Below are 22,077 nucleotides of genomic sequence, written 5' to 3' on the forward strand. Positions count from 1 at the left end.
ATGGACGCTTCCGCTTCCCAGCCCGTGCTGCCGCCCGCCCCGCCGTCCGCCGCCGGGGCTGCCCCGCCGGAGACCCGCGAGCGCTCGCGGCTGTCGCCGATCAACCAGCGGCGCCTCGCCAATTTCCGCCGCAACCGGCGGGGATTCTGGGGCTTCTGGATCTTCGCGGTGCTGTTCGTGGCCAGCCTCGGGGCCGAGTTCATCGCCAACGACAAGCCGTTCCTGGTCGAATATGACGGCGGTTATTACTTCCCCGCCTTCAAGGCCTATCCCGAGACCGCCTTTGGTGGCGACTTCGAGACCGAGGCGGATTATCGCGACCCTTACCTCCAGAAGCTGATCGCCGAATCCGACGGCTGGATGGTGTGGCCGCCGATCCGTTACTCCTACTCGACGCATAATCTCGACCTGCCGACCCCGGCACCCTCGCCGCCGACCTGGATGCTGACCGACGCGCAATGCGCGCCGATCGCCGAGAAGCTGGGGCATCCGGGCGGGGGCTGCGGCGCGCTGGAATGGAACTGGCTCGGCACCGACGACCAGGGCCGCGACGTGCTGGCCCGGCTGATCTACGGCTTCCGGCTCTCGGTGCTGTTCGGGCTGGTGCTGACCATCATCTCCTCGGTGATCGGGGTGGCCGCCGGCGCGGTGCAGGGCTATTTCGGCGGCTGGACCGACCTGTTGTTCCAGCGCTTCATCGAGATCTGGACGGCGATACCGGCGCTGTACCTGCTGTTGATCATCTCCTCGATCCTGGCGCCGGGCTTCTGGATCCTGCTCGGCATATTGCTCTTGTTCTCCTGGGTGGCGCTGGTGGGCCTCGTGCGCGCCGAGTTCCTGCGGGCGCGCAACTTCGAATATGTGCAGGCGGCGCGGGCGCTCGGCGTCTCCAATGGCGTGATCATGTGGCGGCACCTCCTGCCCAACGCCATGGTGGCGACGCTGACCATGATGCCGTTCATCGTCTCCTCCTCGGTGATGACGCTGACCGCGCTCGACTTCCTCGGCTTCGGCCTGCCGCCCGGCTCGCCCTCGCTCGGCGAATTGCTGGCACAGGGCAAGTCCAACGTGCAGGCGCCGTGGCTGGGGCTCACCGGCTTCTTCACCGTGGCGTTCATGCTGAGCCTGCTGATCTTCATCGGCGAAGCGGTGCGCGACGCCTTCGACCCGCGGAAGACGTTTGCATGAGTGACATCACCGCCTCCGACGCGCCGCTGCTTTCCGTCGAGGATCTCTCCGTCGCCTTCGCCCGCGAGGGCGGGGTGCCGGCCGTGGCGGTCGACCATGTGTCGTTCCAGCTGAAGCGCGGCGAGACGCTGGCGCTGGTGGGGGAGAGCGGCTCCGGCAAGTCGGTGACCGCGCTCTCCATCCTCAAGCTGCTGCAGTATCCCGCCGCCTCGCATCCCTCGGGCCGGGTGATGTTCGAGGGGCGCGACCTGCTCGCCATGGAGGAGCGGCAGATCCGACGCGTGCGCGGCAACGACATCACCATGGTGTTTCAGGAGCCGATGACCTCGCTCAATCCGCTGCACACGGTGGAGCAGCAGATCGCCGAGATCCTGTCGCTGCACCGGGGCATCTCGGGGGCGGCGGCGCGCAAGCGGGTGATCGAGCTGCTCACCGAGGTCGGCATCGCTGAGCCGGAGACGCGGCTCGGCTCCTATCCGCACCAGCTGTCCGGCGGCCAGCGCCAGCGGGTGATGATCGCCATGGCGCTCGCCAACGAGCCGAAGCTCTTGATCGCCGACGAGCCGACCACCGCGCTCGACGTCACCGTGCAGGCGCAGATCCTCGCGCTGCTCAAGCAGTTGCAGGCGCGGCTCGGCATGACGCTCCTGTTCATCACCCACGACCTCGGCATCGTCCGGCGCATCGCCGACCGGATCTGCGTGATGAACAAGGGCCGGATCGTCGAAGCGGGAACGGTCGACGAGGTGTTCGGCGCTCCCAAGCACGCCTATACGCGCCAGCTGATCGCCGCCCAGCCCTCGGGCGAGCCGGCGCCGCCGCATCCCGAGGCCGAGCTGATCATGGAGGCCCGGGATATCAAGGTGTGGTTCCCGATCAAGGCCGGGCTCATGCGCAAGACCGTCGGCCATGTGAAGGCGGTGAACGGGGTGTCGGTCGCCATCCGCAAGGGCGAGACGCTGGGCGTGGTGGGCGAATCGGGCTCGGGCAAGACCACGCTCGGTCTCGCCTTGCTGCGGCTGATCTCCTCCGACGGGCCGATCGTGTTCATGGGCCAGCATGTCGACACGCTCGGCTTCAAGGCGATGCGGGCGCATCGCAGCGACATGCAGATCGTGTTCCAGGACCCGTTCGGCTCGCTCTCCCCGCGCATGTCGATCGCCGACATCATCGGCGAGGGGCTGAAGGTGCACCAGCCGGAGCTCGACGCCGAGGCGCGCGACGCGCGGGTGGTGGCGGCGCTGACCGATGTCGGCCTCGACCCGGCGAGCCGGCACCGCTACCCGCACGAATTCTCCGGCGGCCAGCGCCAGCGCGTCGCCATCGCTCGCGCCGTGGTGCTGGAGCCGACCTTCGTGGTGCTGGACGAGCCGACCAGCGCGCTCGATATGATCGTGCAGGCGCAGATCGTCGACCTCCTGCGCGACCTGCAGAAGCGGCGCGGGCTGACCTACCTGTTCATCAGCCACGACCTCAAGGTGGTGGCGGCGCTGGCATCGAAGCTGATCGTGATGCGGCATGGCGAGGTGGTGGAGCAGGGCGAGGCCTCGACCATGTTCGCCGACCCGAAGACGCCCTATACGCGGGCGCTGTTCGCCGCCGCCTTCCATCTGGAGGAGGCGCCGGGGGCGAACGGGACCGCCGCCGGAGCCCCGGCGTGAGCGGGGAACGGCGCGCGGGGGCGCCGCAAGAGGGCGCGCAACGCGAGGCGCTCGGCGACCGGGCGGTGAAGGTCGCTTTGGAGGGCCCCGCCGATATCGGCGGCGACGGCTTCCGGCCCTATCATCGCTACACGGTGACGCTGCCCGGCGCCGGCGGGGCGCCGCTGACGCAGGTGCGCGACATCTTGCGGGTCGGGCCGGTGGTGGCGGTGCTGGCCTGGGACCCGGCCGCCGGGGTGTTCGCGCTGATCCGCCAGTTCCGCCTCGCCGCCCATGTGGCGACCGGGCGCGGTGAGCTCGTCGAGATCGCTGCCGGGCGTATCGAGCACGGCGAGACGGCCGCGTTCGCGGCGCGGCGCGAATGCGGTGAAGAGCTGGGCGTCGAGCCGCTAGCGCTCATGCCGATGCTGAGCTTCATGCCGACGCCGGGCGTCACCGACGAACATGCCGAATTGTTCCTCGCGCTGGTCGATGCGGCCGCGGTGCCGGCGGAGGCCGGCGAGCCGGGCGAAGCGGAGCATACCCGCCCGTTCCTGCTGCCGGCGGAGGCGGCGATGGAGGCCCTCGTCGCCCCGGCGCCGGGGCTGATCGGCAACGTGTTCACGCTGGCGGCGCTGCAATGGTTTGCGCTGAATCGCGCGCGGGCGGAGGCGTTCGCCGTGCAATCTGCGCCGGCTAAATGACGTAACGCCGGCCAACTGTCACCGGCGTGACATTGAAGCTGCCTAGAGGACTCCCCGATCCGCGGCCGCGCCGCCTGTCCGAAGCGGGAGATCCTCCATGCGCAAGACCCTGCTGGCTGCCGCCAGCCTCGCTCTTCTTTCCTCGACCGTGCTGTCCGGCGCGGCCTTTGCCGAGGCCGTCTACCCGCTCGACCGCGCCACCATCCTCCAGGGCTCGCCCTTCGACTTCAAGGTGGAGTTCGACGGCGTGGTGAAGCCGGAAGACGTCAAGATCACCATCAATGGCGAGGACTACAAGAAGGTCCTCGGCAAGGAAGTGACCTTCGTCGAGAAGGAGCCGGGCGTCGAAGCCTCGGCGGTGCTGCTGCGCGACATCTCCATCGCCGCCCCCGGCAGCTACAAGGTGGAAGCCAGCGCCGCCGGCAAGACCAAGTCGGTGACCTGGGAGGTGTACGGCACCCCGGCGCTGCCCAAGGTGAAGAACGTGATCTTCTTCCTCGGCGACGGCATGTCGGTGGCGCACCGCACCGCCGCCCGCATCATGTCGAAGGGCAATACCGAAGGTAAGGCCAACGGCAAGCTCAACATGGACTACATGGACCACATGGCGTTCATCGGCACCTCCTCGACCGATTCGATCGCGGTGGACAGCGCCAACTCCATGTCGGCCTACATGACCGGCCACAAGAGCGCGATCAACGCCATCGGCGTCTATGCCGACCGCACCAAGGATTCGTTCGACGACCCGAAGGTCGAGGTGCTCGGCGAGGCGGTGCGCCGCACCGGCAGCAAGGCGCTCGGCATCGTCTCCACCGCCGAGCTGCAGGACGCCACCCCGGCGGCGGTGGTCGCGCATACCCGCAAGCGCGCCGACAAGGCCGAGATCGCCCAGATGATGTACGACGTCCGTCCGGACGTGGTGCTCGGCGGCGGCGGCGCCTATTTCATCCCGCAGTCGACCCCCGGCTCGAAGCGCAAGGACGACAAGAACTTCGTCGAGCTGTTCAAGGCCGACGGCTACCAGATCGCCACCACCAAGGCGGAGCTGGAGCAGGCCTCGAAATCCAACTCCGGCAAGATCTTCGGCGTGTTCCATCCCGGCAACATGGACACCTGGCTCGACCGTAACCAGCTGAAGAAGGGCACGGTCGGTAAGTTCCCCGACCAGCCGGGCCTCGTCGACATGACCAAGACCGCGCTCGACGCGCTGTCGAAGAACCCGGACGGCTTCGTGCTGATGGTCGAGGGCGCCTCGATCGACAAGATGTCCCACCCGCTCGACTGGGACCGCGCGGTGGTCGAGACCATCGAATTCGACCAGGCCATCGGCCTCGCCCGCGAATTCGCCAAGACCAACCCGGACACGCTGATCGTCGTCACCGGCGACCACGCGCATGGTGTCTCGGTGATCGGCACCATCGACGACAACAAGCCGGGCACCGAGATGCGCGAGAAGGTCGGCACCTATGCCGAGGCCGGCTTCCCCAACTATGAGGACAAGGACGGCGACGGCTTCCCCGACCGCATCGATGTCTCGAAGCGCCTCGCCATCTTCGCCAACAACTATCCCGACTATTACGAGACCTTCCGCCCGAAGCTCGACGGCCCGTTCGTGCCGGCGGTGCAGAACGCCGAGAAGAAGTACGTCGCCAACGAGCAGTACAAGGACGTGCCCGGCGCGGTGCTGCGCATCGGCAACATCCCGCGCGACGGCGACACCGGCGTGCATGCGGTGGATGACATCGTGCTGCAGGCCACCGGCCCGGGCGCCGACGGTTTCAAGGGCTACATGGAAGAGAGCGACGTCTATCGCGTGATCGCCGAGGCGCTGGCGCTCGGCGCGCCGACCAAGCGCGCCTCCGCGCAGTGAGGCCGCGCGGGGTCTGGCCCCGCAGCGGATGAAAGCGACGATGCCCGGCCCGCCTCGCGCGGGCCGGTTTCGTTTCGGGGTCTGGCGGCGTTGCCGGTGGTCTGGCATTCGAGACGGTTGTCTCAGAGGCGCTTCACCGTGCGTACGGGTGTGCCGGTGGCCTCGATGCGGGCGAGCGCCGCGCCGAGCGGCTCGCGCACCACCGACAGGTAGTGCGCGGTGGCGTGCAGCAGCGTCTCGCCGTCTTCGATCATGCCGACATGGCCGGGCCAGAAGACGAGGTCGCCGCGCTGCAATTCGGCGATGTCGCCGGTAAAACCGATGTCGTGGCCGAGCGCGGCTTCCTGCATGTCGCTGTCGCGCGGGCAGGCGATGCCGCACGCCGTCAGCCCGGCCTGCACCAGCCCGGAGCAATCGAGGCCGAGGCTGGAGCGGCCGCCCCACAGATAGGCGGCGCCGAGGAAGCGGGCGGCCACCGCCACCGGATCGGCCTCGACGCGACCCAGCGGGGCGAGATGGTCGGCGAAGACGAAGCCGCCCTCCTCGGTGAGCAGGAAGCGGTCGCGGCTGTCGGTGATGGTGACGTGCGCGCCGAAGGAGAGCAGGGCGGTCGGCGGCAGCTTGATGCTGGGGCCGGGGAAGACCGGGGTGCGCAGCGCCGCCACCTTGTGGGTCGCGGGGGCTGCAGGAGCGGCCAGCGCCTCCAGCGCCATCCAGCCGACATAGCCGTCCGCGTCGAGCTGCACCCAGGCCCAGCCTTCGTCGGTCGCCTCGTAGAGGGTGACGGTCTCGCCGAACAGCGCCTCGGTGGTGAGCGGCGCGGTGGAATCCGGGGTGCGGGTGATGCCGGCGCGCTCGCGGATGACGCGGTAGGGCGTGCCCTCGACATAGCGCGCCGCCTCCACCGTGCCGCGCAGATGCGCGGCGGCAAGATCGGGGCGGGCGGGGGTAAGGCGGGGGTCGAGAAAGGTCATGCGCGACGCGATCCGTTGAAGCCTGTCGGCTATGACATGCGCCAGCCGGGCGCGGCAGGCAAGGGCGGCGTTCCCTTTGCCGGGGCGCGCCGTGTCACGGGCGCTTTGGCGCAGGACGGCGCGATGTCCCGTCGCCGCCGCGGCCGATAGGGGCTGCCGACCCTTGCCGGTGGCATTGACCATGCTTCCCGTCACGACCCTTGCCGGTGGCCGCGCGACGCACTCTCTCCGAGCGGAAAGCAGGAGCGGCTCCGGGGAGCGGCGGGGGGATGGCGGCCGGGCGGTTGATGTGGAGGGCGTCTGGCCGCGCGTCGAAAGAAGGTTTCCCGTAGCAGGGAGGGGCGCCTTTCGGGCCGATCTTCGACCGGGTGCTCAGGATGAGGCGACCGGAAATGGGGTGCCCGGCGGCGCCAGGGAGCGTCGTGCGCTATCGCGGCAAGGCGCGGGCGGTGGCAACCACGAGGTCGCCGAGCTTTTCCAGATAGAGCGCCCCTTCGACGGTGCGCTGTACGATGACGTTGCGCCGGTCGGCCTCGTCGCGCCGGCGCGACACCAGCTTGCGCGCGCCCATGGTGTCGAGGGCGCGGGTGATCACCGGCTTGGTGACGCCGAGGCGGGCGGCGAGGCCGCGCACCGTGTGCGGCGGGCTCTCCAGATAGACGCTGAGCAGGATGGCGAGCTGGCGCTGCGACAGATCCGGCGCCTCGTCGCGCATCTGGTCGCGCACCTGCGCGAGCGCCAGCTCGTGCAGCAGGCGCAGGGCCTGCGAGGCGCGCATCTCGACCGCCATTCCACCGCCTCCGCCGATCCGCCCGCAATCGTTACGGCTACGGATTGTTCTCGCATTGTCGCGACGCTGCGGCAAGCGAGGCTTGAGGAAAGGCTTAACGGTCAATCACTTCCGCGCATCACTTCCGCGTTGACGGCGGGAGGGCGGGCGGCGCGCCACCCGCCGCGCCGGGTCAGCTGCCGTAGCGCTCGGCCAGCAGCGCGTCGAGGGCGCGGATGGCCTGCGCCTCGCCGCCCTCCGGCCGGGCCGGGCGGGAGGAGGGGTTCCAGGCGTAGATGTCGAGATGCAGCCAGGCGCCGGCGCGCTCGACGAAGCGCTGCAGGAACAAGGCGGCGGTGATCGAGCCGGCGAAGCCGCTGCCCGGCGCGTTGTTCATGTCGGCGATGGGGCTGTCGAGCATGCCGGCATAGGGCTTCCACAACGGCAGGCGCCACAGCGGATCGGCCTCGGCCGCCGCGTGGCGGGCAAGATCGGCGGCCAGCGCCTCGTCGTCGGTATAGGCCGGCGGCAATTGCGGGCCGAGCGCGACGCGGGCGGCGCCGGTCAGCGTGGCGAAGTCGATCATCAGCTCCGGCGCCTCGTCGTCGGCGAGGGAGAGCGCGTCGGCGAGCACGAGGCGGCCTTCGGCGTCGGTGTTGCCGATCTCCACCGACAGGCCCTTGCGCGAGCGCAGGATATCACCGGGGCGGAAGGCGGAGCCGTCGATGGCGTTCTCCACCGCCGGGATCAGCACCCGCAGGCGGACGGGCAGGGCGCGCGCCATGATCATGTGCGCGAGGCCGAGCGCGCTCGCCGCGCCGCCCATGTCCTTCTTCATCAGCAGCATGCCGGAGGACGGCTTGATATCGAGGCCGCCGGTGTCGAAGCACACGCCCTTGCCGACCAGCGTCACCTTCGGCGCGTCGGGATCGCCCCAGGAGAGGTCGATGAGACGGGGCGCGCGCGGCGACGCGCGGCCGACAGCGTGGATCATCGGCAGGTTGGCGGCCAGCAGGTCGCCACCGGTGGTGACCTCGATGGCGGCGCCGTGGCGGGCGGCCAGCGCCCGCGCGGCGGCTTCCAGCTCCGCCGGACCCATGTCGTTGGCCGGCGTGTTGACGAGGTCGCGGGCGAGCGCCACCGCTTCCACGGTACGGATCAGCCCGGCTTCGTCGACACCCTCGGGAATGACGAGACGCGGACGCGGCGCGTTGCGAGTGCGGTAGCGCTCGAAGCGGTAGGCACCGAGGCCGAAGGCGAGAGCGGCGAGGCGCGGATCGGCGGCGCCGCTGGCGAGCTGGTAATCGCCGGCGGGCAGGGTGGTGGCGAGCTTGCCGAAAGCGAGCGGATCGCGCGGCTTGGCCTCGACGCCGAACAGCACGCCGGCGATGGCACCGGCGGCGTCCGGCACCACCAGCACCTTGCCCGGCTCGGCGCGGAAGCCCGACGCCTCGGCGAAGGCGACGGCGATGGGCGGCAGTTCGCCGGCCACCTTGCGCCAGTCCTGCGCGGTGACGCACCAGATCGGGCGCGGCTGGTCGGCGGCCTCGGCGCGGATCAGCGCGGTGTGGGCGTCCTGCGGCATGTCTTCCTCAACCTCCGGCTTGGGGCCCCCGGCCCGGCTTCGACTGTGCTGACGGCGAGGAGGCCCGCCGTCAGGCGAGGGCGAGCTCGAAGGCGCCGTCCTCGATGAGATAGACCGCGCCCTGGCGCACCGGCAGGAACACCGCTTCCTGCGCCGGCATGCCAGTGAGGGCGTGCAGTATCGCCCGCACCACGCCGCCATGGGTGACGACGACGGCGTCGCGGGTGATCTCGCCGATCGCCGCCATCACCCGCACCGAGAGATCCGAATAGCTCTCGCCCTCCGGCGGGCGGTAGCGCCAGGGATCGGCGCGGTGCTCGGCGACCGATTGCGGGTCGCGGCGGCGCAGCTCGGTCCAGGTGAAGCCCTCCCAGCGGCCGAAGGAGATCTCCTTCAGGCGGGGCTCGCGGCGGAACGCCTCCGGCGACAGGCCGAGCTCGGAACGCAGGATCGCCATGGTCTGGGCGGCGCGCGACAGGGGGCTCGCCACATAGTCGAGCGGCGCGACGTCGCCGGCCAGCCGCCCGATGACGCGGGCGAGGCTGGCGGCCTGCTCGCAGCCGAGATCGTTGAGCGGAATGTCGTGGCTGCCCTGCAGGCGGCCGGCGAGGTTCCAGTCGGTCTCGCCGTGGCGGACGAGGAAGATGCGGCGTTTGCTCATCGCGACGGGAGGGCCACGGTGTGCGTGTAGCTGGTGCCGCCATTGCGGCCGACGCGCGGCCAGGAGACCTTCACCGTCACGCTGCCGCCGCCGCGCGGCGGCCGGCCGGCCAGCACGACGCGGGTGCCGCGAACGTTGCGACCCCGGCAATAGGTCGAGCCGGCGTCGTTGCCGGTCGCGGTGAAGGCGCCGTAATCGGTGGAGAGGTTCACGCCGGGCGGGGCGCTGAGGATGGAGATGGTCGGCGCGTCGGCCGGCTGGCAGAGCGTATCGGCCATGCCGGCGGCGAAGACGACGCGGCCGCTGCCACCACCGGTGAGCAGCGCGAGGCGCTGATAGCTGCTGTCATTGCTGGTGGGCGAGGTGTAGCCGGGGAAAATGGCGCCGCCGCCGCCGAAGATGCGATTCCAGAACGGGTATTGCTGGAAGCTGGGCGGCAGGCCGCTGTCCTGGTTCGGCGAGCCCGGCGTCGCCCAGTCCGGCGACAGGCCGGAGCCCGGCGGCGGGTAGACGGTGATGGCGGTCTCGGCCGAGGCAGGCAAAGCCGCCGGGCCGATGCCCGCGAGCAGCAGGGCCGCCACGGCGAGGCGGAGGGTACCGCGCATAGTGCCTTGTCTGCCGCCGGGAGCCTTGATCATCGCCGTCTCCTGTTGGTGCTGGAAGCCGCTTGGTGCCGGAAGCTGTTCGGGGTCAGTCCCGCTCGAGCGTGAGGTCCGGCGCCTCGGGGTTCTTCATGCCCACCACATGGTAGCCGGCATCGACATGATGAATCTCGCCGGTGACGGCGCGACCGAGATCGGAGAGCAGGTACATGCCGGTATCGCCGACCTCGTCGATGGTGACGGTGCGGCGCAGCGGCGCGTTCAGCTCGTTCCACTTCAGGATGTAGCGGAAATCGCCGATGCCGGAGGCGGCCAGCGTCTTGATCGGGCCGGCGGAGATGGCGTTGACGCGGATGTTCTTCGGGCCGAGATCGGCGGCGAGATAGCGCACGCTGGCCTCCAGCGCCGCCTTGGCGACGCCCATCACGTTGTAGTGCGGCATCCACTTCTCGGCGCCGTAATAGGTCAGCGTCAGCATGGAGCCGCCGTCCTTCATCAGCTTCTCGGCGCGCTGGGCGACGGCGGTGAAGCTGTAGCAGGAGATCAGCATGGTCTTGCTGAAATTCTCCGCCGAGGTGTCGACATAGCGGCCGTCGAGCTCGTTCTTGTCGGAGAAGGCGATGGCGTGGACCAGGAAGTCCAGTCCGCCGAACTGGCGCTCGGTCTCGGCGAACACCGCGTCGATGGTCGCCGGATCGGTGACGTCGCAATGACCCACCAGCGCGGCGTCCAGCTCGGCGGCCAGCGGCTCGACGCGCTTCTTCAGCGGCTCGCCCTGCCAGGTGAAGGCGAGCTTCGCCCCCTGCATATGCGCGGCCTTCGCAATGCCCCAGGCAATGGAGCGGTTATTGGCCACTCCCATCACCAGGCCGCGCTTGCCGCTCATCAATCCGGCCGAAACCGTGCCCTTCTCCGTCACGCCCTGCTCCGTCAACCCAATTCAACGCCGTGCGGCGAGAGGTTCCTATCGCACAGCGGCGTGGAGCGCTCAAGCAAGCCGGAAGACGGAGAGGTCGGCGACACCCTCCGCCACCGGCACGGCCCGCTCACTCCGACGGGCCGGCGTGGCGACGCATCAGCGCCTCGAGTTCCGGGTCGGGCTTCTCGGGCAGCATGATGCGCAAGGTGGCGAGGATATCGCCGTCGCCGGTCTCGCCAACCGGCAAGCCCTTGCCGCGCAGGCGGAAGGTGCGGCCCGAGCTGGTCCAGGCGGGCACGCTGAGCTCCACCGAGCCGGTCAGGGTGGGCACGCGCACCTTGCCGCCGAGCACCGCATCGGCCAGCGGCACCGGGACGTCGATGCGCAGATCCTGGCCGTCGACGCGGAACTGGCGGTGCGGGGCGTAGGCGATCACCACATAGGCGTCGCCGGGCGTGCCGCCGAACGCGCTGGCCTCGCCCTGGCCCTTGAGGCGCATGCGGAAGCCCTCGACGGTGCGCGGCGGGATCTTGACCTCCACCGAACGGCCGTCGGGCAGCGTCACCTTCACCGGGCCGCCGGCCACCGCGGTCTCCAGCGGCACCGGCAGGCGGATGTCGATGTCGCCGCCGCGTGGCGGCTCGAAGCCGGCGGAGGAGCCCCGCCGGCCGGTCCGGCCGCCGCGACCCATGCCGCCGAGAATGTCGGAGATGACGTCGTCGAAGCCGCCGGCATCGTGCATGCCGTGGCCGCCGCGCCCGCCACCCTGGCCGAAGGAGAAGCTCTCGAAGATGCTGTCGTCCTCGGGCGCGCGGCGAAAACCGCTGCGGCGGAAGCCGCCGGCCCCGGCGCCGAAGCCCTCGAAGCCTTTCGGCTTGCCTTCGGCGTCGATCTCGCCACGGTCGAATTGGCCGCGCTTCTCGGTGTCGGACAGGATCTCGTAGGCGCCGTTGAGCTCGGCGAACTTCTCCTGCGCCTTGGGGTCGGAGGTGTTGGCGTCAGGGTGCAGCTTCTTGGCGAGGCGCCTGAAGGCGCGCTTGACCTCGGTCTGGTCGGCGCTGCGGGCGACGCCGAGGATGTCATAGGGATCGCGCATGGGTGCTGGTCTTCTCGGGCCGGCGGTTCCGGACTTACGGTCTCATATGGAGCCAGTGTTGCGCCGATGCAACGGTCCGGCGCGCGTTTGGTGGCGATATCCGCGATAATCCCCGCAAAACCGTTGCGCCGCGCCGATTTGTGCCGTGCCGGCCCGTGGGTCCCGCGCGACTTCAGCCGCGCTGGTCTTCAGTTCAAGCGCGGCCTCAGCCGCGCCGGTCTTTAGTTCAAGCGCGGCCTCAGCCGCGCTCCAGCATCCGCGCCTGGCCGATGCGCCAGCCGCGCGCGGTCGTGCGGCAGGCCTCGCCCTGCAGCCAGTCCTCATTGTCGGCCCGCACGAAGCTCATGAGGAAGGCGCGGCAGTTGCCGTCGTCCTTGCTGGCGAGCGGGGTGACGGTGCCGCGCGTCGCGGTGGCGCTGTTCTCCCACGGCACGCTCGGGGCGGCGTCGCGGGCGGCGAGTGCCTCGGCCAGCGCCCGGCGGGCGGCGATCCAGTCGTCCGGCGTCACCCCCTTCGGCGCCGGCTCGCTGCTGGCGGTGATGGGAGCCGGCGTCGGCGCGATCGAGCCGGTGACGGTGCCGTCGAGCCCCGGCGCCAGTGAGCCGCAGCCGGCGAGCGCCACCGACGGCAGCAGCGCGATGAGACGGAAAAGCACTGGGCGCGACGCCCACCGCCGACTATATGGGAGACGCCGGCCGCACACGTCCTTCGCCGCCGCTGCCTTTTCGCTTGCTGTCACCATGGGCCGCCCCCGGTCCCGCTGCCATCGATGAAGCCAATGAATACGCAAGAACCGTTAACAGCCGGTGATTTCACCGCCGCCGATGAGCCGTTTGCCCTGTTCGAGGCGTGGTTCGCCGACGCGCAGGCCAGCGAGCCGAACGACCCGCACGCCATGGCGCTCGCCACCGTCGACGAGGAGGGGCTGCCTGATGTGCGCATGGTGCTGCTCAACGCCCGCGACGCGCGCGGTTTCACCTTCTTCACCAATACCGGCAGCTCCAAGGGGCAGGAACTCGTCGCCCATCCCAAGGCGGCGGCGGTGTTCCACTGGAAGTCGCTGCGCCGGCAGATTCGCGTGCGCGGGCCGGTGGAGCAGGTGAGCGATGCCGAGGCCGACGCCTATTTCGCCACCCGCCCGCGCCTCTCGCAGATCGGCGCCTGGGCCAGCAAGCAGTCGACGCCGCTGGAAGGGCGCTTCGCGCTGGAGACGGCGATCGCCAAGGTGACGGCGCAATACGCCCTCGGCAGCGTGCCGCGCCCGCCGCACTGGACCGGCTTCCGCATCAGGCCGGTGCAGATCGAGTTCTGGCACGACCGGCCGTTCCGCCTGCACGACCGGATCGTGTTCCGCCGAGAGGGCGAGGGCCTGTCCTGGACCAAGACACGCCTCTATCCTTGAGCTAGACCTTTTCCAACTCGATTCACCAGACAAGGCTCATCATGTCGGGCACCAACCAGCCCCGCCGCACCCTGTTGCTGACCGGCGCCTCGCGCGGGATCGGCCATGCCACCGTGAAGCGATTCTCGGCGGCCGGGTGGCGGGTGATCACCTGCTCGCGCCACGCCTTCCCGGAGAACTGCCCGTGGGAGATGGGGCCGGAGGACCATATCCAGGTCGATCTCGGCGACGAGGCGGATACCCGCCGCGCCGTCGAGGAGATCAAGAGCCGGCTGCCGGACGGCCAGCTGCACGCGCTGGTCAACAATGCCGGCATCTCGCCCAAGGGCGCCGGCGGCGCCCGGCTCGGCACGCTCGACACGCCGGAGGAGACCTGGCGCAAGGTGTTCCAGGTGAACTTCTTCGCGCCGATCCTGCTGGCGCGCGGTCTGCTCGACGAGCTGAAGCGCACGCAGGGCGCGGTGGTGAACGTCACCTCGATCGCCGGCATGCGGGTGCACCCCTTCGCCGGGGCCGCCTATGCCACCTCCAAGGCGGCGCTGGTCGGGCTGACGCGCGAGATGGCGGCCGATTTCGGCCGGCTGGGGGTGCGGGTCAACGCCATCGCTCCCGGCGAGATCGACACCTCCATCCTGTCGCCGGGCACCGAGAAGATCGTCGAGCAGATCCCGATGCAGCGGCTCGGCACCCCCGACGAGGTGGCGAAGATCATCTACGTGCTGTGCACCGACACTTCGTCCTATCTGAACGGGGCCGAGATCCACATCAATGGCGGCCAGCATGTGTGAGCGGCGGGCGCGCCGGCGGAATGTCATCCGCTTGCGGCGCGCTGCCTCTCGATTGCCCGGCCGGCTGTGAAATTCGTAGCAAGAGCTGCCTGCATTTTCAGCTTAGACTTCCGTAGCGATACCTTTTGTTCGTCGCGACGAGCGATCATCGGCGATTGACACGACTATTGCTTTACGTAACTGTGCCCGGGCTGACCCGAGGGTAGAGGGCGCTCGGCCATTCGTGTCGTCGTGAGGAGTGCCGGCCTGGCTACGAGGTCGGGGCGCCTGTCGGCTGGCCTTTGCTTGCGGTGCAGCGTCGTCCATCTGGCACGGAGGCACGCATGCGGGTGATGGTCATTGGCGGATCGAATTCCGTCATGGAGCCGGGTTATGTCAGTGCCATGGTCGACGTGCTCCAGCAGCAGCACGATCTGCAGGTCAGTGACCTTACCAACATCAGCATCGGCGCCAATAACTGCCTGATCGGCCTCGAAGCGGCGATGATGCATGGCAAGCTCGCCGAGTTCGACAAATTCGTCATCGAGTTCGTCATCAACGACTACAAGCTTGCCCATGTGACCAAGATCAGCACCTGGCTGGCCGGTTACGAAGGGTTGCTGCGCCATATTCTGCGGCAGGCGCCCGACGCCCAGATCTTCAACCTCGTGCTCGGCAAGAGCGGCGAGAACACGCTGAACCGGCTGCGGCGGCTGCGGCGCGGCGTCGATGAGCTGACCCGCCACTACAGCCAGGACTTCAACGTCTACCGGGTGGATTATGACGGGCATCTCCGGCGCCGGACCGAAGGTGCGCGCAACGCCTTCCTCGCCCATTATGCCGATGACGCGCACTACAAGCGGCCGAAGGCCACCCAGGCGCTGGGGTCGTTTCTCGCGCGGGGCGTGGCCAAGCCGCCGATCATCGTGCCGCGCGGTCCGCGGGCCTTGCCGCCGCCGCTCTCCCCGACCCCTTTCGACGATGCGACCATGATCGAGCTGATCAACCGGCCGGGCGTGACGCCCGTCGAACTCAAGAACTCGCGCTTCACACGGCAGGTCGGGAGGCTGGCATGCGGGGAGAGCATCACGGTCGAATTGCCCGGTCCGATGATTTCGCTGTCCTATCTCGCCACCGGCGACGGAGGCGGCCTGCTGATCGAGGAGGAGGGGCGCGAGCCGGTGGCGATATATACCTGCCACGCCTTCGCGCTGACCGCGCCGGGGCGCTTCGTCATCAAGAACTATGTCTGCGTTTCCGACGAATGGCATCCCCTGCCCAAGCGGGTGAAGCTCACCGCCATCCCCAGCGAGGAGGCGAAGGCCATGGGCGAGCGCTTCTTCTGGGACAACAGCATGGTGCCGAGCCCCCATGCGGACACCGGCGTCCATCTGTCGAACATTCTCTGCTACACCTGAGGCGGCGGCGCGCCGCCTGCGGCGAGGCCCGTACCTCCGCGGCTACAGCCAGCGCTTCCATTTGAAGAACAGGTAGGGGCCGATGGCGGCGACCAGCATGGCGACCAGCGCCAGCGGGTAGCCCCAGTGGTCGGCCAGCTCCGGCATGTACTGGAAGTTCATGCCGTAGATCGAGGCGATCAGCGTCGGCGGCATGAACACCACCGACAGCACCGCGAAGATCTTGATGATGTTGTTCTGCTCGATCGACACCATGCCGAGCGTGGCGTCGAGCAGGAAGGTGATCTTGTCGCCCAGATAGGACACGTGGTTGGTCAGCGAGGAGAGGTCGCGCTGCAGGCTCTTCAGCGCCATGCGCTGGTCCTTGGCCGGGCGTCGTCCCTCGCTCTCCGCCGCGAGGAAGGTGACGATGCGGGCCATGGAGACGAGGCTCTCGCGCGCCTTGGAGGCAAGGTCGCCCTTGCGCCCGATCTGCCGCAGGATCGCCCGGTAGCGCTGGCTGTCGCGGCCATTGTCGCGCTCGAAGATGCGGCGGGAGATGAGGTCGATATCGGAGGCCACCCGCTCGATGGTGTCGGCGGTGCGATCGACGATGGCATCGAGCAGCGACATGAAGATCTGGTCGCCGCGCAGGCTTTCCGCGCAACCGCGCTCCAGCTGGGCGAGGACCAGGCTGAAGGCCTTGAACTCGCCATAGCGCACGGTCAGCAGCCGGCCGCGGAACAGGATGAAGCTGACCTCGGACAGGGTGGGGCGCTCGCCTTCGCTGCCCAGCACCAGCGAGCCGGTCATGTACTGCGCCTCGTTCTCCACCCGAAGGCGGCTGGAGGGCTCGATCTCCGCCATCTCCTCATGGGTGGGGATGGGGATGCCGAGGGCGCCCTCGACGAAGCGGTCTTCCGCCGGATCGGGATTGACCAGATCGATCCAGACCGCGTCGGCGGGCATCTCGCCCACACGTTCCTCGCCCACGCGCCCCTCGCCGTCCGCCCCCTTGCCCGCGGGCGACATGTCAACGCGCCTGAGTGCGCCTCCACGCAGGCAATAGGCATGAATCATGGCGTCTCCCCGCCCGGATGTCCCTGCCGGCGTTGGCCAGCCTTACTCCCTCCGGCCGATGGCAACAACCAGCGGCACGCCGGGACTGTCCGGCCCCGGCGGTGGCGGTCGGCATGGCTGGCAAGGGGAAAGGGAGGTGCGGCGGGGTCCGGGCGTCCATATCGGACGGGCGGACGAATCAGGCCGCGAAGAACTCGATGTCCCGGAGCGTGACGACCTTCGGCTCGGCCGTCGCGGATTGGGCTACGTCGGTGCTGGTACCGGTGCCGGGCGCCGGCATCGGCGGCAGCGGGGTGGACGCGTAGCGCGCCGCCGCCGCGACGGCGGAAATTCCGATTTCGCGCCAATGGGCGCTCTGCTGCGAGCGCTCCCAGCGCCCGCGACCCGGTTCGATGTCCCGGTTGTCCTCGGCCGACATGATATTCCTCCTATGCATCGCCCTTGACGGGTTCGACTGCCAACGAATTGGGCGACGACTGCGTCAGAATTAAGCAAATTGCGGCGGGGCGGTAGGCATGCATGGATTTTGTCACCGTTTTGGTTAACTATTTGAAACGTTGCAATCTAACTGAGGCCTTTTGGCAACAGTCGCGCGCGACCGGCATGCGGCGCTCGCATGGCCTCTTCAAGGCGAAGCCGAGTTCGGCTATCCCGAATACAGGATGCGGCGCGTAGTGCGTGCCGTTGCGGCAAGTGATTCTGGAGAACTCGAAAATGAAACTGCGGGGGATGAGCGTGATGCTCATCGCGCTTAGCTTGGGTGCTTGCAGTAATTCTGTGAAGGCGCCGGCGCCGGAAGCTTCCCTGACGCCCCGCGACAAGCAGTTGCTGGCGAACGCGCCGTATCAGAAGGTGCTACCGCCGGACATGTACCAGCGGCACATCGTCGACTATACCGGCGGCCAGAAGCCCGGCACGATCGTGGTCGATACGGACAAGAAGTTCCTCTATCTCGTCGAGAACGACGGCAAGGCGATACGCTACGGCGTGACCGTCGGCGAAGAGGGCCTGGCCTTCAAGGGCGATGCCAAGGTAGGCCGCAAGGCCGAGTGGCCGACCTGGACGCCGACCGCCGAGATCAAGGAGCGCATCGCCGGCGTGCCGAACTTCGTCGGCCCCGGCCCGCACAACCCGATGGGCGCGCGCGCGCTGTATCTCTACCAGGGTAACAAGGACACGCTGTTCCGCATTCACGGCACCAACCAGCCGGAATATATCGGGCAGGCGATCTCCTCCGGCTGCATCCGCATGCTGAACGAGGACGTGATCGATCTCTATACCCGCGTTCCGCAGGGCGCCGACGTCGTCGTGCTCTGAGGCGTGACCGGCCGGACGCGTCCGGGCGGATGAGACAATGGAAAAGGGCGCGGCCTCCGGCGGCGCCCTTTTTCGTTGCAACGGCCGATTTTGGAAGGCCAGTTCTCGGAGCCCTGCGCCGCAAAAGCCATGCGCGACGAAAAAGCCTCCCGAACTGGGGTCCGGGAGGCCTCGCAGCAGACGATGAGGCGGCGGCTCAGGCCGCCAGATGCTGCTCGCGCAACGCCCAGTCGAGCGTCTTGTCGAGGGCGCGGGTCAGGCGGTCGAACAATTCGTCGATCTCCGCCGGCGAGATCACCAGCGGCGGGCAGATGGTGATCGCGTCGCTGAACACGCTGCGCACGATGAGACCTTCCGCCTGAGCAAACGCCACGCACTTCGCCGCCACGCCCAGCTTGGGGTCGAACTGGCGCTTCGACAGCTTGTCGGCGACCAGCTCGATGCCGGCCACCAGGCCCTTGCCACGCGCCTCGCCGACCAGCGGGTGGTCCTCCAGCGCGGCGCGGCGGGCGTCGAATTGCGGGATCTTCGCCCGCACCCGCTCGAACACGCTCTCGCGCTCGTAGATCTCCAGCGTCTTCAGCGCCACCGCCGCCGCCACCGGATGGCCGGAATAGGTGAAGCCGTGGCCGAAGGAGCCGAGCTTGCGGCTCTCCTCCAGCATTGCCTCATACATGCGCTCGGGAATCATCACCGCGCCGATCGGCTGATAGGCGGAGGACAGCGCCTTGGCGATCGAGATCGAATCCGGCTGCATCTCCATCGCCTCGCTGCCGAAGGCGGTGCCGAGCCGACCGAAGCCGGTGATCACCTCGTCGCCGATGAAGAAGACGTCGTATTTCGCCAGCACGGCCTGGATCTTCGGGTAGTAGGTCTTGGGCGGCACGATGACGCCGCCGGCGCCCATCACCGGCTCGGCGATGAAGGTGGCCACGGTGTCCGGCCCTTCGGCGAGGATCAGCGCCTCGAGATCGGCGGCCAGCCGGGTGGCGAAGTCCTCCTCGCTCTCGCCCGGCAGGGCGCCGCGGTAATGGTGCGGGCAGGTGGTGTGGCGCACGCCGGCTATGGGCAGGTCGAAGTCGTTGTGGTTGCCGGCCAGCCCGGTGAGCGAGGCCGAGGCGATGGTGACGCCGTGATAGGCGCGCACGCGGGAGATGATCTTCTTCTTGTTCGGCCGGCCGAGCGCGTTGTTCATGTACCAGACGAGCTTCATCTGGGTGTCGTTGGCCTCTGAGCCGGAATTGGTGAAGAACACCTTGGAGATCGGCACCGGGGCCATCTCCTTCAGCTTCTCGGCGAGATCGATCGCCGGGTCGTGGCTCTTGCCGCCGAAGATGTGGGTAAAGGGCAGCTTGCGCATCTGCGCCGCTGCCGCGTCCACCAGTTCCTCGTTGCCGTAGCCGAGCGCGGTGCACCACAGCCCGGCCATGCCTTCGAGATAGGGCTTGCCGTCGACGTCGTGCACCCAGACGCCCTGGCCGCGCTCCAGGATCAGCGGCCCGGTGTCACGGATGGTGGCGAGGTTGGTATAGGGATGAACCAGCGTCTCGACGTCGCGAGCCTGAAGGTTGGTCAGCATGGACGGTGCTCCGGGGGCGGAAATTCGGCGCTAGCCTACTGCCGGCGGCTCCGGCCCGGAAGCGCGCCCTTGGTCGGAGCCGGGATGCGCGGGTGCGGGAGCGAGGCGGCTATTTTCGCGAGCCGCCGCCGGCGCGACCCGGCGCCGCGCCGCCCGCCTGGGCATTCGCCGGGGCCTCGGATTCCGGCTCGTCCGTCTCGGTCTCGGTGGGATCCTCTTCCGGCGACGCGGCGGGGGCGGCGCCCTTCGTGTCGCCCGTTTTGGCGTCCCCGGCCTTCGAGTTCGCCGCCGTATTGTCGCCGGATCTGGCGCTGTCGCTCTTCTCGGGCCCGCCTGCCGCCTTGGCACCGGGCGGCCGGGTGCCGGTGGCCCAGCGGCACAGCACCATGTTGTTACGCCGGACGGCACGGTCCACATGCAGGTGCAGTTCGTGATAGCCGTCCGAGCCGGGGCCGAGAATGGTCATGAAATCGGCGCAGGCAGTGGCCTTCAGCTGCTCCTGGAAGGCGAGCGGCATCGCCTGGTCGCCGGTGCCGCCGACCAGCACGCGGCGCCCGTCCATCAGCTTGTAGCCGCGGGTGTCCATGGCGTTGCCCTGGCCGTGCTCGCTGATCTTGGCGCCGGCGACGCGGTTGCGCGGCCGGCAGGAATAGGAATCGGCCACCTCGATGGTCGCCAGCGGGCTGCCGAGCGTCTCCACGGCGGGCGCGACTCCCTCGCGCACCCAACGCGCCACCGCCGCCGCCATGTCGCAGCGTAGCGTCGCCGCCGGTTCCAGCGGCACCAGCCGCCCGTCCTTCAGCCGCACGCCGGTGAGGTTGACCGGGCGCTCGATGCGGCAGGCCGGCTTCATCGTCACCTCAGCGGTGGCGAAGGTACCGATGTCGCCGACGCTGAGCTCCGGGCAGCCGGCGAGCGGGCCCGGCGGCGGGGTGAGCGCCGAGCCGGCCGGCGGCGGGGACGGGACAGGGGAATCAGGTTCGGTGCCGAGCATGGCGGTGCGGGCATCCGGCCGTGGGAGCGGCAGCGGCACGTTTGCGGTCGGATAGTCCTCAGCCTCGACAGCAGCCGCTGGATGCGCCGGCTTGCCGCCGGGCGGCGTGGCCAGCATGGCCGTGCGGGCACCCGGCCGCTCCGGCGGCAATGGCACCAGGGCGCCCTGCGGCGTGCGGGCGGCGGGCGCTGCCGCCGGAGGCGTTGGTGGGGAGGCGACGGCTGCCGCCTCCCGGCCCGGACGCTCGGGCGGCAGCGGAATGCCGGGTGCTTCGGCGAATTGCGGCTCCTCGGGTGCCGGCTCCGCCACCGGCCCGGCCGGCTGGGCGGGACGGGCAGCGAATAGCGACGGGGAGGCGGGCTTGGCCGTCGCCGAAGGGTTGGCTGTCGGTTTGGCCGTCGGCTTGGCGGACGCGGCCGTCCCGGCCGGCGCGGGGCCGTCGGTGGCCTCCGCCGGAGCCTCGGGGCCGGCCTCCGCCGGACGCGGTGGCGGCAGCGGCACCGCGCGCACCGTCGTCGAGCCGGCCGTCGTGCCCGTCATCTTGGCGCCCGCTGGAGCACGGGTACGGGTCTTGCGCGTGGGTTTCGGGGCGGGGGCGCCGAGCCATTGCTCGATCTGCTGGCTGGCGGCGGTACCGGCGCGGTCGATGCTCGATTTCAGCTCCTGCGCCGCCAGCGGCGACGGATCCGGCAACAGGAGACAGCCCGCCACGACCATCGGCAACAGGCGAATCAGCCGGAACGGACCGGTTGGGAGCCGGCTCGAAATCATGCTATCGGTGCTCCCATCGCCCGTGTCCCGTCGGAGGTTTACACCACGTGAACGCCGTTCGCGCCATTCTGTTCGACAAGGACGGCACGCTCATCGATTTCGATCGGACCTGGGGACCGGCGGCCGGCGGGGTGATGGCCCGGCTGGCCGGCTCCGATGCGCAGGTGCTGTCGCGCCTCCACGAGGTCAGCCATTACCTGGCCGAGCCGCAGCTATTCCTGCAGACCTCGCCGCTGATCGCCGGCTCCTCCCGCCAGTTCGGCCCGCTCTGGGCGCAGGTGCTGGACCGACCGGCCAGCGAGGCGTTCTTCGCCGAGATCGACGAATTGTTCATCGAGGAGGGGCAGGCCAACCTGTCGCCGCTCGGCCGGCCGCGCGAGGCGCTGGGCCGGCTGGTCCGGCTCGGCCTGCCGCTCGGCATCGCCACCAACGACAGCGAGCGCAATGCTCGCATCCAGGCCGACCTGCTCGGCCTGACCGACCTTCTGGCCGCAATCTACGGCCATGATTCCGGCTATGGCTCCAAGCCGCTGCCGGGCATGGTGCAGGCCTTCGCCGAGCTGACCGGCGTGCCGGTGGCGTCGGTGGCGCTGGTGGGCGACACCCATCACGACCTGATGACGGCGCGGGCGGCCGGGGCGCTGTCGATCCTGGTGCGCAGCGGGCCGGGGCCGATCGACGATTTCGCCGATGAGGCGGATCTCGTCGTCGACGATGTCGAGGCGCTCACCGACCTGTTCCTTGAGCCGGCGTGAGGCAGGG

The 22,077-nt window shown here is 69.3% G+C and carries 21 protein-coding genes; 9 read left to right on the plus strand and 12 right to left on the minus strand.

What is annotated here, in order from left to right:
- The 4 genes from LGR54_RS23600 to LGR54_RS23615 all read left to right on the plus strand — a co-directional run bounded on the left by LGR54_RS23600 (nt 1) and on the right by LGR54_RS23615 (nt 5,402).
- Nucleotides 1-1,188 (plus strand): ABC transporter permease, encoded by a 1,188-nt coding sequence (locus tag LGR54_RS23600; protein WP_230364409.1) that lies wholly within the window; start codon nt 1-3, stop codon nt 1,186-1,188.
- Entirely contained in the window at nt 1,185-2,849 is a 1,665-nt protein-coding gene (locus tag LGR54_RS23605; RefSeq protein WP_230364410.1) for an ABC transporter ATP-binding protein, read from the plus strand. The genes LGR54_RS23600 and LGR54_RS23605 overlap by 4 nt, the downstream gene beginning before the upstream one ends.
- Nucleotides 2,846-3,532: an NUDIX hydrolase gene (locus LGR54_RS23610; RefSeq protein ID WP_230364411.1), complete on the plus strand. Its 687-nt coding sequence runs from the start codon at nt 2,846-2,848 to the stop codon at nt 3,530-3,532. Before LGR54_RS23605 ends, LGR54_RS23610 begins: the two co-directional genes overlap by 4 nt.
- A 97-nt stretch (nt 3,533-3,629) precedes the next feature.
- Entirely contained in the window at nt 3,630-5,402 is a 1,773-nt protein-coding gene (locus tag LGR54_RS23615; protein WP_230364412.1) for an alkaline phosphatase, read from the plus strand.
- Between the two features lie 122 nt (nt 5,403-5,524).
- Here the strand turns inward: LGR54_RS23615 and LGR54_RS23620 are convergent, their stop codons facing one another.
- The 8 genes from LGR54_RS23620 to LGR54_RS23655 form a co-directional block, all read right to left on the minus strand.
- Nucleotides 5,525-6,376, minus strand: a complete 852-nt coding sequence (locus tag LGR54_RS23620) for a C40 family peptidase (RefSeq protein ID WP_230364413.1) — start codon at nt 6,374-6,376, stop codon at nt 5,525-5,527.
- Nucleotides 6,377-6,803: 427 nt separating this feature from the next.
- Nucleotides 6,804-7,166, minus strand: coding sequence for a MarR family transcriptional regulator (locus LGR54_RS23625; protein WP_230364414.1), 363 nt, complete (start codon nt 7,164-7,166; stop codon nt 6,804-6,806).
- Between the two features lie 172 nt (nt 7,167-7,338).
- Entirely contained in the window at nt 7,339-8,730 is a 1,392-nt protein-coding gene (locus tag LGR54_RS23630) for a M17 family metallopeptidase (RefSeq protein WP_230364415.1), read from the minus strand.
- 70 nt (nt 8,731-8,800) lie between these two features.
- Nucleotides 8,801-9,391: a histidine phosphatase family protein gene (locus LGR54_RS23635; protein ID WP_230364416.1), complete on the minus strand. Its 591-nt coding sequence runs from the start codon at nt 9,389-9,391 to the stop codon at nt 8,801-8,803.
- Nucleotides 9,388-10,029, minus strand: a complete 642-nt coding sequence (locus LGR54_RS23640) for a hypothetical protein (protein WP_230364417.1) — start codon at nt 10,027-10,029, stop codon at nt 9,388-9,390. Before LGR54_RS23640 ends, LGR54_RS23635 begins: the two co-directional genes overlap by 4 nt.
- A 52-nt stretch (nt 10,030-10,081) precedes the next feature.
- Nucleotides 10,082-10,879 (minus strand): enoyl-ACP reductase FabI, encoded by a 798-nt coding sequence (fabI, locus tag LGR54_RS23645; RefSeq protein WP_230364438.1) that lies wholly within the window; start codon nt 10,877-10,879, stop codon nt 10,082-10,084.
- A 160-nt stretch (nt 10,880-11,039) separates the two neighbouring features.
- Complete coding sequence (locus LGR54_RS23650; RefSeq protein WP_230364418.1) at nt 11,040-12,008, minus strand: DnaJ C-terminal domain-containing protein; 969 nt, start codon at nt 12,006-12,008, stop codon at nt 11,040-11,042.
- A gap of 238 nt (nt 12,009-12,246) precedes the next feature.
- Nucleotides 12,247-12,663, minus strand: coding sequence for an RT0821/Lpp0805 family surface protein (locus tag LGR54_RS23655; protein WP_230364419.1), 417 nt, complete (start codon nt 12,661-12,663; stop codon nt 12,247-12,249).
- A gap of 114 nt (nt 12,664-12,777) precedes the next feature.
- Between LGR54_RS23655 and pdxH the strand changes: the two genes are divergently transcribed.
- The 3 genes from pdxH to LGR54_RS23670 all read left to right on the plus strand — a co-directional run bounded on the left by pdxH (nt 12,778) and on the right by LGR54_RS23670 (nt 15,595).
- Nucleotides 12,778-13,410, plus strand: coding sequence for a pyridoxamine 5'-phosphate oxidase (gene pdxH, locus LGR54_RS23660; RefSeq protein WP_370638266.1), 633 nt, complete (start codon nt 12,778-12,780; stop codon nt 13,408-13,410).
- Between the two features lie 41 nt (nt 13,411-13,451).
- Nucleotides 13,452-14,198, plus strand: coding sequence for an SDR family NAD(P)-dependent oxidoreductase (locus LGR54_RS23665; RefSeq protein ID WP_214009177.1), 747 nt, complete (start codon nt 13,452-13,454; stop codon nt 14,196-14,198).
- Nucleotides 14,199-14,521: 323 nt separating this feature from the next.
- Nucleotides 14,522-15,595, plus strand: a complete 1,074-nt coding sequence (locus tag LGR54_RS23670) for an SGNH/GDSL hydrolase family protein (protein WP_230364421.1) — start codon at nt 14,522-14,524, stop codon at nt 15,593-15,595.
- A 42-nt stretch (nt 15,596-15,637) separates the two neighbouring features.
- Here the strand turns inward: LGR54_RS23670 and LGR54_RS23675 are convergent, their stop codons facing one another.
- Both LGR54_RS23675 and LGR54_RS23680 read right to left on the minus strand, forming a co-directional pair.
- Complete coding sequence (locus tag LGR54_RS23675) at nt 15,638-16,606, minus strand: magnesium transporter CorA family protein (RefSeq protein WP_370638267.1); 969 nt, start codon at nt 16,604-16,606, stop codon at nt 15,638-15,640.
- A gap of 226 nt (nt 16,607-16,832) precedes the next feature.
- Nucleotides 16,833-17,072, minus strand: coding sequence for a hypothetical protein (locus LGR54_RS23680; protein ID WP_230364423.1), 240 nt, complete (start codon nt 17,070-17,072; stop codon nt 16,833-16,835).
- Between the two features lie 296 nt (nt 17,073-17,368).
- Between LGR54_RS23680 and LGR54_RS23685 the strand changes: the two genes are divergently transcribed.
- A complete protein-coding gene (locus LGR54_RS23685) occupies nt 17,369-17,971 on the plus strand; it encodes a L,D-transpeptidase (RefSeq protein ID WP_214009174.1) in 603 nt (200 codons plus the stop codon).
- 196 nt (nt 17,972-18,167) lie between these two features.
- Here the strand turns inward: LGR54_RS23685 and LGR54_RS23690 are convergent, their stop codons facing one another.
- Both LGR54_RS23690 and LGR54_RS23695 read right to left on the minus strand, forming a co-directional pair.
- On the minus strand, nt 18,168-19,550 hold the full coding sequence (locus tag LGR54_RS23690; RefSeq protein ID WP_230364424.1) for an aminotransferase: 1,383 nt from the start codon (nt 19,548-19,550) through the stop codon (nt 18,168-18,170).
- A gap of 109 nt (nt 19,551-19,659) precedes the next feature.
- On the minus strand, nt 19,660-21,315 hold the full coding sequence (locus tag LGR54_RS23695) for an extensin family protein (protein ID WP_230364425.1): 1,656 nt from the start codon (nt 21,313-21,315) through the stop codon (nt 19,660-19,662).
- Nucleotides 21,316-21,362: 47 nt separating this feature from the next.
- Between LGR54_RS23695 and LGR54_RS23700 the strand changes: the two genes are divergently transcribed.
- Complete coding sequence (locus LGR54_RS23700) at nt 21,363-22,070, plus strand: HAD family hydrolase (RefSeq protein WP_230364426.1); 708 nt, start codon at nt 21,363-21,365, stop codon at nt 22,068-22,070.
- Nucleotides 22,071-22,077 lie beyond the last annotated feature (7 nt).

This window comes from Ancylobacter sp. Lp-2 (assembly GCF_020523795.1).
Taxonomy (GTDB): domain Bacteria; phylum Pseudomonadota; class Alphaproteobacteria; order Rhizobiales; family Xanthobacteraceae; genus Ancylobacter.

Bases quoted from the DNA above. Each gene is read 5' to 3' on its own strand.
- pdxH (WP_370638266.1), top strand. From the start codon at position 12,778: ATGAAGCCAATGAATACGCAAGAACCGTTAACAGCCGGTGATTTCACC.
- LGR54_RS23665 (WP_214009177.1), top strand. From the start codon at position 13,452: ATGTCGGGCACCAACCAGCCCCGCCGCACCCTGTTGCTGACCGGCGCC.
- LGR54_RS23620 (WP_230364413.1), bottom strand. From the start codon at position 6,376: ATGACCTTTCTCGACCCCCGCCTTACCCCCGCCCGCCCCGATCTTGCC.
- LGR54_RS23695 (WP_230364425.1), bottom strand. From the start codon at position 21,315: ATGATTTCGAGCCGGCTCCCAACCGGTCCGTTCCGGCTGATTCGCCTG.
- LGR54_RS23605 (WP_230364410.1), top strand. From the start codon at position 1,185: ATGAGTGACATCACCGCCTCCGACGCGCCGCTGCTTTCCGTCGAGGAT.
- fabI (WP_230364438.1), bottom strand. From the start codon at position 10,879: ATGAGCGGCAAGCGCGGCCTGGTGATGGGAGTGGCCAATAACCGCTCC.
- LGR54_RS23635 (WP_230364416.1), bottom strand. From the start codon at position 9,391: ATGAGCAAACGCCGCATCTTCCTCGTCCGCCACGGCGAGACCGACTGG.
- LGR54_RS23600 (WP_230364409.1), top strand. From the start codon at position 1: ATGGACGCTTCCGCTTCCCAGCCCGTGCTGCCGCCCGCCCCGCCGTCC.
- LGR54_RS23690 (WP_230364424.1), bottom strand. From the start codon at position 19,550: ATGCTGACCAACCTTCAGGCTCGCGACGTCGAGACGCTGGTTCATCCC.
- LGR54_RS23670 (WP_230364421.1), top strand. From the start codon at position 14,522: ATGCGGGTGATGGTCATTGGCGGATCGAATTCCGTCATGGAGCCGGGT.
- LGR54_RS23630 (WP_230364415.1), bottom strand. From the start codon at position 8,730: ATGCCGCAGGACGCCCACACCGCGCTGATCCGCGCCGAGGCCGCCGAC.
- LGR54_RS23685 (WP_214009174.1), top strand. From the start codon at position 17,369: ATGAAACTGCGGGGGATGAGCGTGATGCTCATCGCGCTTAGCTTGGGT.
- LGR54_RS23625 (WP_230364414.1), bottom strand. From the start codon at position 7,166: ATGGCGGTCGAGATGCGCGCCTCGCAGGCCCTGCGCCTGCTGCACGAG.
- LGR54_RS23675 (WP_370638267.1), bottom strand. From the start codon at position 16,606: ATGTCGCCCGCGGGCAAGGGGGCGGACGGCGAGGGGCGCGTGGGCGAG.
- LGR54_RS23680 (WP_230364423.1), bottom strand. From the start codon at position 17,072: ATGTCGGCCGAGGACAACCGGGACATCGAACCGGGTCGCGGGCGCTGG.
- LGR54_RS23640 (WP_230364417.1), bottom strand. From the start codon at position 10,029: ATGATCAAGGCTCCCGGCGGCAGACAAGGCACTATGCGCGGTACCCTC.
- LGR54_RS23615 (WP_230364412.1), top strand. From the start codon at position 3,630: ATGCGCAAGACCCTGCTGGCTGCCGCCAGCCTCGCTCTTCTTTCCTCG.
- LGR54_RS23650 (WP_230364418.1), bottom strand. From the start codon at position 12,008: ATGCGCGATCCCTATGACATCCTCGGCGTCGCCCGCAGCGCCGACCAG.